The organism is Pseudomonas sp. No.117 (assembly GCF_054558395.1).
This window is the reverse complement of the sequence record NZ_BAAJNP010000002.1, coordinates 189389-203483: the sequence shown is the minus strand read 5'-3', so window position 1 is coordinate 203483 and position 14095 is coordinate 189389. Positions and strand designations below refer to the sequence as shown.

The window sequence follows — 14095 nt, the reverse complement described above, 5'->3', positions numbered from 1 at the left end:
TCATAGAATGGCTATCGAGATCAAAGCCCCTACCTTCCCGGAATCGGTCGCCGACGGCACCGTCGCCACCTGGCACAAGAAGCCGGGCGAAGCGGTCAAGCGTGACGAACTGCTGGTCGACATCGAGACCGACAAGGTCGTACTGGAAGTCGTGGCACCCGCCGACGGCGTCCTGGCCGAGGTCGTCAAGAACGAAGGCGATACCGTGCTGAGCGAGGAAGTCATCGCGCGCATCGAAGAGGGCGCCACCGCCGCCGCCCCGGCTGCCCAGCCGGCCGCCGCCAGTGCCCCGGCCACTGCCCCGGCGGCCGCCGGTAGCGACGAGGATCCGATCCTGGCTCCCGCCGCCCGCAAGATCGCCGAAGAGAACGGCATCGATCCGGCGACCCTGGTCGGCACCGGCAAGGGTGGTCGCGTCACCAAGGAAGACGCCGTCGCCGCCGCCGAGGCCAAGAAGTCCGGCGCTTCCGCTCCGGCCGCCAAGCCCGCCGCTGCTGCTGCCGCTCCGGTGGTGACCGCCGCTGGCGATCGCACCGAGAAGCGCGTGCCCATGACCCGCCTGCGCGCCAAGGTCGCCGAGCGCCTGGTTGAAGCCCAGTCCAGCATGGCCATGCTGACGACCTTCAACGAGGTCAACATGAAGCCGATCATGGACCTGCGCTCCAAGTACAAGGACCTGTTCGAGAAGAAGCACAACGGCGTGCGCTTGGGCTTCATGTCCTTCTTCGTCAAGGCCGCCACCGAGGCGCTCAAGCGTCAGCCGGGCGTCAATGCCTCCATCGATGGCAACGACATCGTCTACCACGGCTACCAGGACATCGGCGTCGCCGTGTCCAGCGACCGTGGTCTGGTGGTTCCGGTGCTGCGCAACGCCGAGTTCATGAGCCTGGCGGAAGTGGAGGGCACCATCGCCGACTTCGGCAAGAAGGCCAAGGCCGGCAAGCTGACCCTGGAAGACATGCAGGGCGGTACCTTCACCATCTCCAACGGTGGGGTCTTCGGTTCGCTGCTGTCCACCCCCATCGTCAACCCGCCGCAGACCGCGATCCTGGGCATGCACAAGATCCAGGAGCGCCCGATGGCGGTGAACGGCCAGGTGGTGATCCTGCCGATGATGTATCTTGCGCTGTCCTACGACCATCGCCTGATCGATGGCAAGGAAGCCGTGACCTTCCTGGTCACCATGAAGGATCTGCTGGAAGACCCGGCGCGTCTGCTGCTGGACATCTGATCCGGCTCTCGCGGTGCGGGGCAGGGGCCACGCACCGCTTCATGTTTTCATGCCTGAAGCTGCTCCAAGGGGATTAGTGTATGAGCGACAAATTCGACGTAGTGGTGATCGGCGCCGGCCCTGGTGGCTACGTGGCCGCCATCCGCGCCGCGCAGCTGGGTCTGAAGACGGCCTGTGTCGAGCGCTACAAGGGCAAGGAAGGCAAGATCGCCCTGGGCGGTACCTGCCTGAACGTGGGTTGCATTCCCTCCAAGGCGCTGCTGGACAGCTCCTACAAGTACCACGAGGCCCACGAGGGCTTTAAGGTCCATGGTATCGACGCCCCGAACGTCACCATCGACGTGCCCACCATGATCGGCCGCAAGGACCAGATCGTGAAGAACCTCACCGGCGGCGTGGCCACCCTGTTCAAGGCCAACGGCGTGACCCTGCTGGAAGGTAACGGCAAGCTGCTGTCCGGCAAGAAGGTCGAAGTCACCGGCCTGGACGGCAATGTCCAGGTGGTTGAGGCCGAGAACGTCATCCTGGCATCCGGCTCGCGTCCCATCGACATCCCGCCGGCTCCGGTGGACCAGAAGGTCATCGTCGACTCCACCGGCGCCCTGGAATTCCAGAGCGTGCCCAAGCGTCTGGGCGTGATCGGTGCCGGCGTCATCGGTCTGGAACTGGGGTCGGTCTGGGCTCGCCTGGGTGCCGAAGTCACCGTGCTGGAAGCCCTGGACAAGTTCCTGGTGGCCGCCGATGACCAGGTGTCCAAGGAAGCCTACAAGATCCTCTCCAAGCAGGGTCTGGACATCCGTCTGGGTGCCCGGGTGACCGGCTCCCAGGTCAACGGTGAAGAAGTCACCGTCAACTACACCGAAGGCGGTGAAGAGAAGCAGATCACCTTCGATCGCCTGATCGTCGCCGTAGGCCGGCGTCCGGTCACCACCGACCTGCTGGCGTCCGACAGCGGCGTGGAAAGCGACGAGCGTGGCTACATTTACGTCGACGACTACTGCGCCACCAGCGTGCCGGGCGTGTTCGCCATCGGTGACTGCGTACGCGGTCTGATGCTGGCCCACAAGGCCTCGGAAGAGGGCGTGATGGTCGCCGAGCGCATCGCTGGCCACAAGGCGCAGATGAACTACGACCTGGTGCCCTCGGTGATCTACACCCACCCGGAAATCGCGTGGGTCGGCAAGACCGAGCAGGCCCTGAAGGCCGAAGGCGTCGAAGTCAACGTCGGTACCTTCCCCTTCGCGGTCAGCGGTCGGGCCCTGGCGGCCAACGACACCGCCGGCTTCGTCAAGGTCGTGGCCGATGCCAAGACCGATCGCGTCCTGGGCGTCCATGTGGTCGGCCCGAGCGCGGCGGAGCTGGTGCAGCAAGGCGCCATCGCCATGGAGTTCGGCTCCAGCGCCGAAGACCTGGGCATGATGGTGTTCTCGCACCCGACGCTGTCCGAGGCGCTGCACGAAGCGGCCCTGGCGGTGAACGGTCATGCGATCCACGCAGTGAATCGCAAGAAGCGGTAAGAGATTTACGGAACCACGGGGTCGTCGACCGCCGTGGGGCCGCAGGGCTCCACCGCTGGAAGACGCTCCGGACCCTTGCGCGGCAGGGGTCACAGGTGGCGCGGTGCCCGCGACCGTCCGGAGGACGGCTCGGAGAACGCACAGCGTCGAATGCGCAATACCCAACGAAGACGGTAGACAAGCATGAATCTCCACGAGTATCAGGGTAAGCAGCTGTTCGCTGAATACGGCCTGCCCGTTTCCAAAGGCTACGCTGTCGACACCCCCCAGGAGGCCTACGAGGCTTGCGGCCGTATCGGCGGCGACGAGTGGGTCGTCAAGGCCCAGGTACACGCCGGTGGCCGTGGCAAGGCCGGTGGCGTGAAGCTGGTCAAGAGCAAGGAAGAAGCCAAGGAATTCGCCGCCAAGTGGCTGGGCCAGCGTCTGGTGACCTACCAGACCGACGCCAACGGTCAGCCGGTCAGCAAGATCCTGGTTGAATCCTGCACCGACATCGACAAGGAGCTCTATCTGGGCGCCGTGGTTGATCGTTCCAGCCGCCGCATCGTGTTCATGGCCTCCACCGAAGGTGGCGTGGACATCGAGAAGGTCGCGCACGACACTCCGGAGAAGATCCTCAAGGCCACCGTCGATCCGCTGGTGGGCGCTCAGCCCTACCAGGGTCGCGACCTGGCTTTCCAGCTGGGCCTGAAAGGTGACCAGATCAAGCAGTTCACCCAGATCTTCGTCGGTCTGGCCAAGCTGTTCCAGGACTACGACCTGGCCCTGCTGGAAGTGAACCCGCTGGTGATCAAGAAAGACGGCAACCTGCACTGCCTGGATGCCAAGATCAACATCGACAGCAACGCCATCTACCGTCAGCCCAAGCTGCGCGCCTTCCACGACCCGTCGCAGGACGACGCCCGTGAAGCCCATGCGCAAAAGTGGGAACTGAACTACGTGGCCCTGGAAGGCAGCATCGGCTGCATGGTCAACGGTGCCGGTCTGGCCATGGGTACCATGGACATCGTCAACCTGCACGGCGGCAAGCCGGCCAACTTCCTGGACGTCGGCGGCGGCGCGACCAAAGAGCGCGTGACCGAAGCCTTCAAGATCATCCTGTCCGACAGCAACGTGAAGGCCGTTCTGGTGAACATCTTCGGCGGCATCGTGCGCTGCGACATGATCGCCGAAGGCATCATCGGTGCCGTGAAGGAAGTCGGCGTGAAGGTGCCGGTCGTGGTTCGCCTCGAAGGCAACAACGCCGAACTCGGTGCCAAGGTCCTGGCCGAAAGCGGCCTGAACATCATCGCGGCAACCAGCCTGACCGACGCTGCCCAGCAGGTCGTCAAGGCCGCGGAGGGTAAGTAATGAGCGTCCTGATCAACAAAGACACCAAGGTCATCTGCCAGGGCTTCACCGGTAGCCAGGGTACCTTCCACTCCGAACAGGCCATCGCCTACGGCACCCAGATGGTCGGCGGCGTGACCCCCGGCAAGGGCGGCAGCACCCACCTCGGCCTGCCGGTGTTCAACACCGTCAAGGAAGCCGTGGACGCCACCGGCGCCGACGCCTCGGTGATCTACGTTCCGGCTCCCTTCTGCAAGGACTCCATCCTGGAAGCGGCCTTCGGTGGCATCAAGCTGATCGTCTGCATCACCGAGGGCATCCCCACCCTCGACATGCTGGATGCCAAGGTGAAGTGCGACGAACTGGGCGTACGCCTGATCGGCCCGAACTGCCCCGGCGTCATCACCCCCGGCGAGTGCAAGATCGGCATCATGCCCGGTCACATCCACCTGCCGGGCAAGGTCGGTATCGTGTCGCGTTCCGGCACCCTGACCTACGAAGCCGTGAAGCAGACCACCGACGCCGGTTTCGGCCAGTCCACCTGCGTGGGAATCGGTGGCGACCCCATCCCGGGCTCGAACTTCATCGATATCCTGAAGCTGTTCCAGGACGATCCGAAGACCGAAGCCATCGTGATGATCGGTGAGATCGGCGGCAGCGCCGAGGAAGAAGCCGCGGCCTACATCAAGGCCAACGTGACCAAGCCGGTGGTGTCCTACATCGCGGGCGTCACCGCTCCGCCCGGCAAGCGCATGGGCCACGCCGGTGCCATCATCTCCGGCGGCAAGGGCACTGCGGACGAGAAGTTCGCCGCCCTGCAGGACGCTGGTGTGAAGACCGTGCGTTCCCTGGCCGACATCGGCAAGGCCCTGGCCGAGCTGACCGGTTGGGAAGTCAAGAAGGCCTGAGCCTGATCGACTCTGGAAAAGGCCGCCTCCGGGCGGCCTTTTTCATGGGCGTCGCCAAGACGCCTCATCGCCTGCCGGCTGCCTTTTCGCCGGCAATTCGTTAGGATGGCAACCTTCCGCTCCAATGGTCACCCCGTGGCCCCACCAAGACCTGCTCCCATGAGGGCGGGCTGCTCCGTTTTCCTCATTGCTGGTACTGCCTTCCATGAAAGCTCTACAAAGCCGGGATGTCCTGGCCCTCGGATTCATGACGTTCGCGTTGTTCGTCGGTGCGGGCAACATCATCTTTCCTCCCATCGTCGGCCTCCAGGCCGGTGAGCACGTCTGGAGCGCCGCCCTGGGCTTCCTGCTGACCGCGGTCGGCCTGCCGGTACTGACCCTGATCGCCCTGGCGCGGGTGGGTGGCGGCATGGATGCCCTGAGCAAGCCGCTGGGGCGGACCGCGGCCCGGACGCTCGCCATCGTCTGCTACCTGTCGGTGGGACCGCTGTTCGCCACGCCGCGCACCGCTACCGTGTCCTTCGAGGTCGGCGTCGCGCCATTGCTGGGCAGTGGGCCCATCCCGCTGTTCCTCTACAGCCTGGTGTATTTCCTGGTGGTGCTGGTGGTCTCCCTGTATCCGGGGAGGCTGCTCGACACCGTGGGACGCTTCCTCGGCCCGCTGAAGATCCTGGCGCTGGCGGTGCTGGGTGGTGCCGCGCTGTTCTGGCCGGCCGGTGGACCGGCTACCGCGGCGCCCGAGTACGCTTCGCGCGCGCTGTCCCAGGGCTTCGTCAACGGCTACCTGACCATGGATACCCTCGGCGCCCTAGTGTTCGGCATCGTCATCGTCAATGCCATCCGCGCCCGGGGCGTGATCGCGCCGCAGCTGCTGACGCGCTACACCATCATCGCCGGCCTGATCGCCGGCGTCGGCCTGGTGCTCGTCTACCTGAGCCTGTTCCAGCTCGGCGCCGGCAGCGGGGCGCTGGTGCCCCACGCCAGCAACGGCGCCGAGGTCCTGCATGCCTACGTGCAGCACACCTTCGGCAGTGTCGGCAGTGACTTCCTCGCGGTACTCATCACCCTGGCCTGCCTGGTCACGGCGGTGGGCCTGACCTGCGCCTGCGCGGAGTTCTTCAGCGAGTTCCTGCCGTTCAGCTATCGCAGCCTGGTGGTTCTGCTGGCGGCCTTCTCGCTGCTGGTATCCAACCTGGGCCTGACCCAGCTGATCCAGATCTCGGTACCCATCCTCACCGCCATCTATCCGCCCTGCATCGCCCTGGTGGTGCTGAGTTTCTTCAGCGCGCGCTGGGCCGCGCCCGGGCGCATCCTCGGACCGGTGCTGCTGGTGGCCCTGGCCTTCGGCATCCTCGATGGCCTGCAGGCCGCGCACCTGACGGTGTCCTATCTGAGTGGTGCCGTGCAGTGGCTGCCGCTGGCCGACTCGGGCCTGGGCTGGCTGTTGCCGGCCGTAGTGGTGGGTCTTGCCGCCCTGGCCCTGGAAAGTGTGAGACGTGGCGGGCGGGCGTCCGAGGGTGAGGCCGAGCCGGATCCCTCGCGTTCCTGAATCGGTCGCCTACAAAAAAGCCCGCATCTGCGGGCTTTTTTCATGGCCAATCGGCTTAGGGCTTGGGCTGGGTAGCCGGCGCGGTGCCGTTGGTGGTGCCAGTGGCCGGGCTAACCGAAGTGGCCTCGCCCTTGGACTGCTCCTTGGCAGCCTCGTTGGCGGCTTCGTTGCGCTGCTCGGCAGCCTTGTTGCTCTGCTCAGCGGCTTTGTTCAGGTTTTCCTGGGCTTTCTGTTCGGTCTTGGCAGCGTCCTGAGCCTTGTTTTCGGAAGGCTTGTCACAGGCGGCGAGGCCGAAGGCGGCAGTGAAGAGCAGGGCAATTGCAAAGGGCTTTTTCATGTGTTTTCTCCTTATAGAACTACACGACAGCCGTTCGAGCACCCCGCCAAAAGTTAAGTTCCGCGTCTGGCCCGAGCATCGCGCAAATTCCTACCTGGGTCGCGAACCGAGATCGGCAAGGTTGAAATGTCGCGTGGCGCCCCCATCTCCGCGACATCGCCAGGCATCTGGTGCGTATCTATCGATAGCGGAGTTCGTAGCATGAGTGTGGAGACTCAAAAGGAAACCCTAGGCTTCCAGACCGAAGTGAAGCAGCTGCTTCACCTGATGATTCACTCGCTGTATTCCAACAAGGAAATCTTCCTGCGCGAATTGATTTCCAACGCGTCCGACGCGGCCGACAAGCTCAGGTTCGAGGCGCTGTCCAAGCCCGAATTGCTCGAGGGCGGGGATACGCTGAAGATTCGCCTGAGCTTCGACAAGGAAGCCGGCACGGTCACCCTCGAGGACAACGGCATCGGCATGAGCCGCGAGGAGGTCATCGCCCACCTCGGTACCATCGCCAAGTCCGGCACCGCTGATTTCCTGAAGAACCTCAGCGGCGACCAGAAGAAGGATTCCAACCTCATCGGCCAGTTCGGCGTGGGCTTCTACTCGGCCTTCATCGTTGCCGACCAGGTCGACGTCTACACCCGTCGCGCCGGCCAGCCCGCCGCCGAGGGCGTACATTGGTCGTCCAAGGGGGAGGGGGAGTTCGAGGTCGCGACCATCGACAAGCCCGAGCGCGGTACCCGCATCGTGCTGCACCTCAAGCCCGAGGAAAGCGAATTCGCCGATGGCTGGCGCCTGCGCAACGTGGTCAAGAAGTACTCCGACCATATCGGCCTGCCCATCGAGCTGCCCAAGGAACACCACGGCAGTGACGAAGAGAAACCCGCCGAGCAGGAATGGGAAACCGTCAACCGCGCCAGCGCGCTCTGGACCCGTCCGCGTACCGAGCTCAAGGACGAGGACTACCAGGAGTTCTACAAGCACGTCGGCCATGACTTCGAGAATCCCCTGACCTGGAGCCACAACAAGGTCGAGGGCAAGCTCGAATACACCTCGCTGCTGTACGTGCCGGCCCGCGCGCCCTTCGATCTCTACCAGCGCGAGGCGCCCAAGGGGCTGAAGCTCTATGTGCAGCGCGTCTTCATCATGGACCAGGCCGACCAGTTCCTGCCGCTGTACCTGAGATTCATCAAGGGCGTGGTGGATTCCAACGACCTGTCGCTGAACGTCTCCCGCGAGATCCTGCAGAAGGATCCGGTGATCGACTCCATGAAGTCGGCGCTGACCAAGCGCGTGCTGGACATGCTGGAGAAGCTGGCCAAGAGCGAGCCGGAGAAGTACCAGTCGTTCTGGGGCCACTTCGGCCAGGTGCTCAAGGAAGGTCCGGCGGAAGACTTCGCCAACCGCGAGAAGATCGCCGGCCTGCTGCGCTTCGCCTCGACCCACAATGGCGATGATGCCCAGAACGTTTCCCTGGCCGACTACCTCGGCCGCATGAAGGAAGGCCAGGACAAGATCTATTACCTGACCGGCGAGAGCCACGCGCAGATCAAGAACAGCCCGCACCTGGAAGTCTTCCGCAAGAAGGGTGTCGAGGTGCTGCTGCTGACCGATCGCATCGACGAGTGGCTGATGAGCTACCTCACCGAGTTCGACGGCAAGCACTTCGTCGACGTCGCCCGGGGCGATCTGGATCTCGGCAAGCTGGACAGCGAAGAAGACAAGCAAGCCCAGGAAGAGGTCGCCAAGACCAAGGAAGGGCTGGTGGAGCGCCTCAAGCAGGCCCTGGACGCCCAGGTCAGCGAGGTGCGGGTGTCGCACCGCCTGACCGATTCGCCGGCGATCCTGGCCATCGGTGAACAGGACCTCGGCCTGCAGATGCGCCGGATCTTGGAAGCCAGCGGCCAGAAGGCCCCGGACTCCAAGCCGATCTTCGAGATCAATCCGCAGCATCCGCTGATCGAAAAGCTCGATGCCGAGCCCGACGAGGACCGCTTCGCCGACCTGTCGCACATCTTGTTCGACCAGGCCGCGCTGGCCGCGGGCGACAGCCTCAAGGATCCCGCCGCCTACGTGCGCCGGTTAAACAAACTGCTGGTGGAATTGTCCGCTTGAAGTTGAAGAAGCCCGCCTTGGCGGGCTTCTTTCTATCCGCCCTTTGGAGGACCCCATGGTCGATGTCACTGTAAAACCCGTCTCCTACGAAATCGATGGCCAGACGTTCGAGAGCCAGCTGGTGTACGCCACCAGCGGTACGCCCACCCGTCCGGGCGTGTTGCTCGCGCCCAATTGGATGGGGGTGTCCCACGGCGCCGTGGAACAGGCCAAGCGCCTGGCCGAGGCCGATGGCCTGGCCTACCTGGTGGTGGATTTCTATGGCCGCGACGTCCGCCCGCAGAATGGCGACGAAGCCCTGGCGGCCATGACGCCGATCCGCGCTGATCGCGCCCTGCTGCGCCAGCGCATGCAGGCCGCCTATGCCGCCTTGGTGGCCCAGGCGGACACCGCCGCGGTGGATGTCCATCAGATCGCTGCCATCGGCTTCTGCTTCGGCGGCTGTGCCGCGCTGGAGCTGGCCCGCGATGGCGCGGCGTTGAGCGCCGTGGTGACCTTCCACGCCAATCTGGATACGCCCAACCCGGCCGATGCGGCCCGTATCACCGGCCCGGTACTGATCCTGCACGGCGCCGCCGATCCGCTGGTGCCGGACGAGCAACTCGCCGGATTCCGCCAGGAGATGGACGCCGCCCAGGCGGATTGGCAGCTGCTAAGCTACGGCGGTGCGGTGCACTCCTTCACCGATCCCGAGGCGAACAATCCGGGCAAGCAGCAGTATCACCCGGTAGTGGCCAAGCGCGCCTTCCTGGCGATGCACAACCTGTTCGACGAAGTCTTCGCCCAGGGCTGATCGGCCACAGCCGCTGCCGGCGCCTGGTTGGGGCCGGCAGCTTCAGCCGTGGATGACTTCGTTGGCGTAGTCCAGCGGCGCCCGGCAGCGCCGGCACAGGTAGCGGCGGCCCTTGCGTACCAGGGCGTGGCGCTGGGCGGTGAATTCGAAGCGACCATCCGGACAGCTGCAGCGATACAGGTAGAGCGTGCGTGCCCGCTGTGGCAAGGCATAGGTATGGCAGCGATCCGGTGGCAGGCCGTAGACGCCACGCATGATCAGCTGCCACTCCTCGCCATGGGGCCGGATACTGCCACCGAACAGCTGGTGCGCCACCAGATGCGCCACCTCGTGGGCCACGGTCTGTTCGAGGAAGTGGGCGCGATTTTCCTGATAGAGCTGCCGGTTGAATCTCAGCCGATTCTCGGTGAGATGGGCGACGCCCGCGCGCTGGCCACGCAGGGCCAGGCTGACCTCGGGGCGAGGAAAACGACGTTTGAAGAAGGCCTCGGCCTGCCGATAGCAGTCCTCGACCCGGTCTGTGAGTTGTTCAGGCATGGGCGACCTCTGGCGAGGCGGATGATTATGCCGAAGCCCGTGCCGGCGCCCTAGCGTCCGCGGTCGGCTGATGGCCGTAGTGCCGCCGCAGCGTATCCATGGCCGCATTGATGGCCTGCAGCCGGCCGGTGCTGCCGCCATGGTCGGGGTGGTGGCGGCTGGCGAGCTGCCGATAGCGCCGGCGGATCTGGCCATAGTCCGCCGAGCGATCCAGGCCGAGCAGCCGCAGGGCTTCCAGCAATTCGGATTCGCCGTTGACCAGGGCCCAGAAGTGATTGAGTAGATTGGCCACGTCGTCCGGCGTGGTGGTTTCCAGTTGGGTGAGATCCAAGTAGTAGGCACGTAGCGGATCGGCGACCACCAGGCCGGCCCTGGCACGCAGATAGGGGCGCAATTCGATGCGCAGCGCACTGATGGTCAGTTCGGCGCGCTGCTCCGCGCGCAATTGGTCGCGCAGCTGGTAGAGGGCATTGAAGACGCGGAAGTGCAGGCGAAAGAGTTCGTAGTTGTCGGTCACCGGGCGCGGCGGTACCAGCGTCGAACCGGCGCGGCGCAGGGCCTGCAGCAACTCGTATTCCGACAGGCTGGACTGGGCCTTGAGCAGTTCCTGGTGCAGCGCCGCCATGAGCTCCTGGGCATCGCTCATGGCTGTCGGTCGCTCCGGGCTGACGTTCGGGGTAGGGCGCCGGGCGCTTTGCGCGTAAAATGCCGGCCTTTCGTTTTTTCCTTTCGCGGATTCATCCATGGGCACCCTTTCGGTCAACCAGAACAAGCTGCAGAAACGCCTGCGCCGTCTTACCGGCGAAGCCATCGCCGACTACAACATGATCGAGGACGGCGACAAGGTCATGGTCTGCCTGTCCGGTGGCAAGGACAGCTACACCCTGCTCGACATGCTGCTCTATCTGCAGAAGGTCGCGCCGATTCGCTTCGAGATCGTGGCGGTCAACCTCGACCAGAAGCAGCCGGGCTTTCCTGAACACGTTCTACCCCAATACCTGGCGGAGCTGGGGGTCGAGTACCACATTCTGGAACGTGATACCTATTCCGTGGTGAAGGAAAAGATTCCCGAGGGCAAGACCACCTGTTCGCTGTGCTCGCGCCTGCGGCGGGGCATCCTCTACACCTTCGCCGACGAGATCGGCGCGACCAAGATGGCGCTCGGCCATCATCGCGACGACATGGTAGAAACCTTCTTCCTCAATTTGTTCCATGGCGGCACCCTCAAGGCCATGCCACCCAAGCTGCGCGCCGACGACGGCCGCAACGTGGTGATCCGCCCGCTGGCCTATTGCAACGAGAAGGACATCGAGGCCTACGCGGTGCTGCGCGAATTCCCGATCATCCCGTGCAACCTCTGCGGCTCCCAGGAAAACCTGCAGCGCAAGGTGGTCAAGGAGATGCTGCTGGAGTGGGAGCGCAAGACGCCCGGCCGTACCGAGATCATGTTCCGCGCCCTGCAGAACGTGGTGCCCTCGCAACTGGCCGATCGCGAGTTGTTCGATTTCGCCAGCCTCAAGATCGACGACAGCGCCACGCCGCGCTTCGTCCAGGTGATGAATCTCTGATGCGGGATTACGCCTGGCTGCTCGAATACGCCCTCAACCGCTGCGGCTCCGCCGCGGCGCTGGAGGCGCGGCTGCCGCAACCGGTGGACGCCGCCACCCTGGCGTCCGTAGGCGATGACCGCTACCTGTCGCTGCTGACCCGGCGCATCTTTCGCGCCGGGCTCAAGCACAGCCTGGTGGACGCCAAGTGGCCGGCCTTCGAGGAGGTCTTCTTCGGCTTCGATCCGGAGAAGGTGGTGCTCATGGGCGGCGAGCGCCTGGAGCGGCTGATGCAGGACGCCCGGCTGATCCGCCACCTGGGCAAGTTGCGCAGCGTGCCGATCAACGCCCAGATGGTGCTCGACGTCCAGCGTAGTCACGGCAGCTTCGGCCAGTTGCTGGCCGATTGGCCGACGCAGGACATCGTCGGGCTATGGGAGCTGCTGACCAAGCGCGGCAATCAACTGGGAGGTCTGTCCGCCCAGCGTTTCCTGCGCATGGCCGGCAAGGACACCTTCCTGGCCACCGACGATGTGGTGACGGCGCTCAAGGCGCAGAACATCCTCGACAAGGCCCCCACCGCCAAGCGTGATCGGCAGCAGATGCAGGAGGCCTTCAATCTCTGGCAGGAACAGAGCGGCCGCCCGCTCTGCCAGCTGTCGGTGATGCTGGCCCTGACGGTGAATCATTGAGCGACGCCCTGGCGCGGGCCCGGCGGCTGCTCGAGCGGGCCGAACGAGTGCTGTTCATCACCGGTGCCGGGCTCTCCGCCGATTCGGGGCTGCCGACCTATCGCGGTCTCGGCGGGCTATACAACGGCCTCACCGCGGAGGGCATGCCCATCGAGGCGGCCCTGTCGGGCAGCATGCTGCGGCAACGTCCCGAACTCTGCTGGCGCTACCTGGCCGAGCTCGGTCGCGCCTGTGCCGCGGCCAGGCCGAATGCGGCGCACCAGGCGATCAGCGCTTTCGGCTTCAGTCACCCCGGCAGCTGGGTGCTGACGCAGAACATCGACGGCTTTCATCGGCAGGCGGGTTTTCCGCCAGAACGGCTGATCGAGATCCACGGACACCTGGAGCCGCTGGCCTGCATGAGTTGCGCGCAGACGGTCGCGGATGCCCAAGATCATCTGGCCGGTTCGTTGCCGCCGCGTTGTCCTGCTTGCGGCGGCATTCTGCGGCCGCCCGTGGTGCTGTTCGAGGAAGCCTTGCCGGTCACCGAGCTGCAGCGTCTGCAGGAGGCGGTGGAGGAGGGCTTCGACCTGGTGATCGCCGTCGGCACCACGGCCGCCTTTGGCTATATCCAGGCGCCGATCGGCCGGACCCTGGCGGCGGGTGGCGACCTCATCGAGATCAATCCGGAGCGTTCGACGTTGAGCGGCCTGGCGACCGTTCATATGGAAAAAAGGGCCGTAGACGTCCTTCCTCGGCTTTTGAGTCACATCGATGGCTAAAAAAACTTGCCATCTGTGATCCAGGTCGGCAAGGTGTCGAAACTTTGAGAAAACGACACGGTCGTGCCCATGCCAAGGAACCGCCTCGCACCCCTCGTGCCCCTGTCTTTCGTCTGTCTGCTCGCCGCCTGCGCCAGTGCACCGCAAAGCCCGGACTCCGTCGTCAATCAAGATCTTTCCCGCTCTTCGCGGACCTTGCAGACCGCCTCGCTGCACGGCATGACCGGCGCTGCGAACGGTTCCGAGCCCGGCGCCGTCGGTGCCCAGAACGATCAGCAGCGTCCGCTCTTCCCCCATACCCAGACGCCACACCCGCTCGATTGGGATCGTGAAGTCGGCCCGCGCCAGGCGCTGCCGAACCTGGCCGACCAGATCCTCGACCGAGCTACCCAGCTGGTGGGGACGCCCTATCGCCGCGGCGGTAGCACCCTCGCTGGTTTCGACTGCAGTGGTTTCGTCAACTACGTGTTCCGTGAGCGGGCCGGCATGACCCTGCCGCGCTCGACCCGCGAGATCATCGATCTGGAAGTGCCGGTGGTCAGCAAGAATGATCTGGAACCGGGCGATCTGTTGCTGTTCAATAGCAACGGCCGTGGTCGGGTCAGTCACACCGGTATCTACATGGGCGAGGGCAAGTTCATCCATTCCTCCAGCCGTCGTAGCGGCGGGGTGCGGGTGGACAGCCTGGACGACCAGTACTGGAAGGTGAGTTTCCTGGAAGGCAAGCGCGTATTGCGCTGAGGCGTACCGCCGCGATAGCCGCCGGCGCGTCTCGAGGACCCGTCGGG

Annotated in this window: 14 protein-coding genes; 11 read left to right on the top strand and 3 right to left on the bottom strand. The window is 64.7% G+C overall.

Annotation, left to right across the window (positions count from 1 at the left end; translation table 11 throughout):
- The first annotated feature begins 7 nt into the window (after positions 1-7).
- The 5 genes from odhB (at position 8) to brnQ (ending at position 6534) form a co-directional block, all read left to right on the top strand.
- Positions 8-1231, top strand: coding sequence for a 2-oxoglutarate dehydrogenase complex dihydrolipoyllysine-residue succinyltransferase (odhB, locus tag ACYJP6_RS04465; protein WP_459473730.1), 1224 nt, complete (start codon positions 8-10; stop codon positions 1229-1231).
- A gap of 80 nt (positions 1232-1311) precedes the next feature.
- Entirely contained in the window at positions 1312-2748 is a 1437-nt protein-coding gene (lpdA, locus tag ACYJP6_RS04460; protein ID WP_145005067.1) for a dihydrolipoyl dehydrogenase, read from the top strand.
- 183 nt (positions 2749-2931) lie between these two features.
- Complete coding sequence (gene sucC, locus ACYJP6_RS04455; protein ID WP_295463895.1) at positions 2932-4098, top strand: ADP-forming succinate--CoA ligase subunit beta; 1167 nt, start codon at positions 2932-2934, stop codon at positions 4096-4098.
- Complete coding sequence (gene sucD, locus ACYJP6_RS04450) at positions 4098-4985, top strand: succinate--CoA ligase subunit alpha (RefSeq protein ID WP_459473728.1); 888 nt, start codon at positions 4098-4100, stop codon at positions 4983-4985. The genes sucC and sucD overlap by 1 nt, the downstream gene beginning before the upstream one ends.
- A 205-nt stretch (positions 4986-5190) precedes the next feature.
- On the top strand, positions 5191-6534 hold the full coding sequence (brnQ, locus tag ACYJP6_RS04445; protein ID WP_459473726.1) for a branched-chain amino acid transport system II carrier protein: 1344 nt from the start codon (positions 5191-5193) through the stop codon (positions 6532-6534).
- Positions 6535-6589: 55 nt separating this feature from the next.
- Here the strand turns inward: brnQ and ACYJP6_RS04440 are convergent, their stop codons facing one another.
- Positions 6590-6871, bottom strand: coding sequence for a hypothetical protein (locus tag ACYJP6_RS04440; RefSeq protein WP_027596949.1), 282 nt, complete (start codon positions 6869-6871; stop codon positions 6590-6592).
- A gap of 201 nt (positions 6872-7072) precedes the next feature.
- On the opposite strand from ACYJP6_RS04440, the gene htpG reads away from it, so the two are divergent.
- Both htpG and ACYJP6_RS04430 read left to right on the top strand, forming a co-directional pair.
- Positions 7073-8977, top strand: coding sequence for a molecular chaperone HtpG (gene htpG / locus ACYJP6_RS04435; protein ID WP_459473724.1), 1905 nt, complete (start codon positions 7073-7075; stop codon positions 8975-8977).
- A 55-nt stretch (positions 8978-9032) separates the two neighbouring features.
- A complete protein-coding gene (locus tag ACYJP6_RS04430; RefSeq protein WP_459473722.1) occupies positions 9033-9770 on the top strand; it encodes a dienelactone hydrolase family protein in 738 nt (245 codons plus the stop codon).
- A 42-nt stretch (positions 9771-9812) separates the two neighbouring features.
- Here the strand turns inward: ACYJP6_RS04430 and ACYJP6_RS04425 are convergent, their stop codons facing one another.
- Both ACYJP6_RS04425 and ACYJP6_RS04420 read right to left on the bottom strand, forming a co-directional pair.
- A complete protein-coding gene (locus tag ACYJP6_RS04425; protein WP_459473720.1) occupies positions 9813-10415 on the bottom strand; it encodes a SprT family zinc-dependent metalloprotease in 603 nt (200 codons plus the stop codon).
- Positions 10333-10953 (bottom strand): DNA-J related domain-containing protein, encoded by a 621-nt coding sequence (locus ACYJP6_RS04420; RefSeq protein ID WP_459473718.1) that lies wholly within the window; start codon positions 10951-10953, stop codon positions 10333-10335. The genes ACYJP6_RS04425 and ACYJP6_RS04420 overlap by 83 nt, the downstream gene beginning before the upstream one ends.
- A gap of 97 nt (positions 10954-11050) precedes the next feature.
- On the opposite strand from ACYJP6_RS04420, the gene ttcA reads away from it, so the two are divergent.
- The 4 genes from ttcA to ACYJP6_RS04400 all read left to right on the top strand — a co-directional run bounded on the left by ttcA (position 11051) and on the right by ACYJP6_RS04400 (position 14048).
- Entirely contained in the window at positions 11051-11875 is an 825-nt protein-coding gene (gene ttcA, locus ACYJP6_RS04415) for a tRNA 2-thiocytidine(32) synthetase TtcA (protein ID WP_459473716.1), read from the top strand.
- Complete coding sequence (locus ACYJP6_RS04410; protein WP_459473714.1) at positions 11875-12546, top strand: DNA-3-methyladenine glycosylase I; 672 nt, start codon at positions 11875-11877, stop codon at positions 12544-12546. The genes ttcA and ACYJP6_RS04410 overlap by 1 nt, the downstream gene beginning before the upstream one ends.
- Positions 12543-13307, top strand: coding sequence for an SIR2 family NAD-dependent protein deacylase (locus tag ACYJP6_RS04405; RefSeq protein ID WP_459473712.1), 765 nt, complete (start codon positions 12543-12545; stop codon positions 13305-13307). The genes ACYJP6_RS04410 and ACYJP6_RS04405 overlap by 4 nt, the downstream gene beginning before the upstream one ends.
- Positions 13308-13403: 96 nt before the next feature.
- Positions 13404-14048, top strand: a complete 645-nt coding sequence (locus ACYJP6_RS04400; RefSeq protein WP_459473710.1) for a C40 family peptidase — start codon at positions 13404-13406, stop codon at positions 14046-14048.
- Positions 14049-14095: the final 47 nt, after the last annotated feature.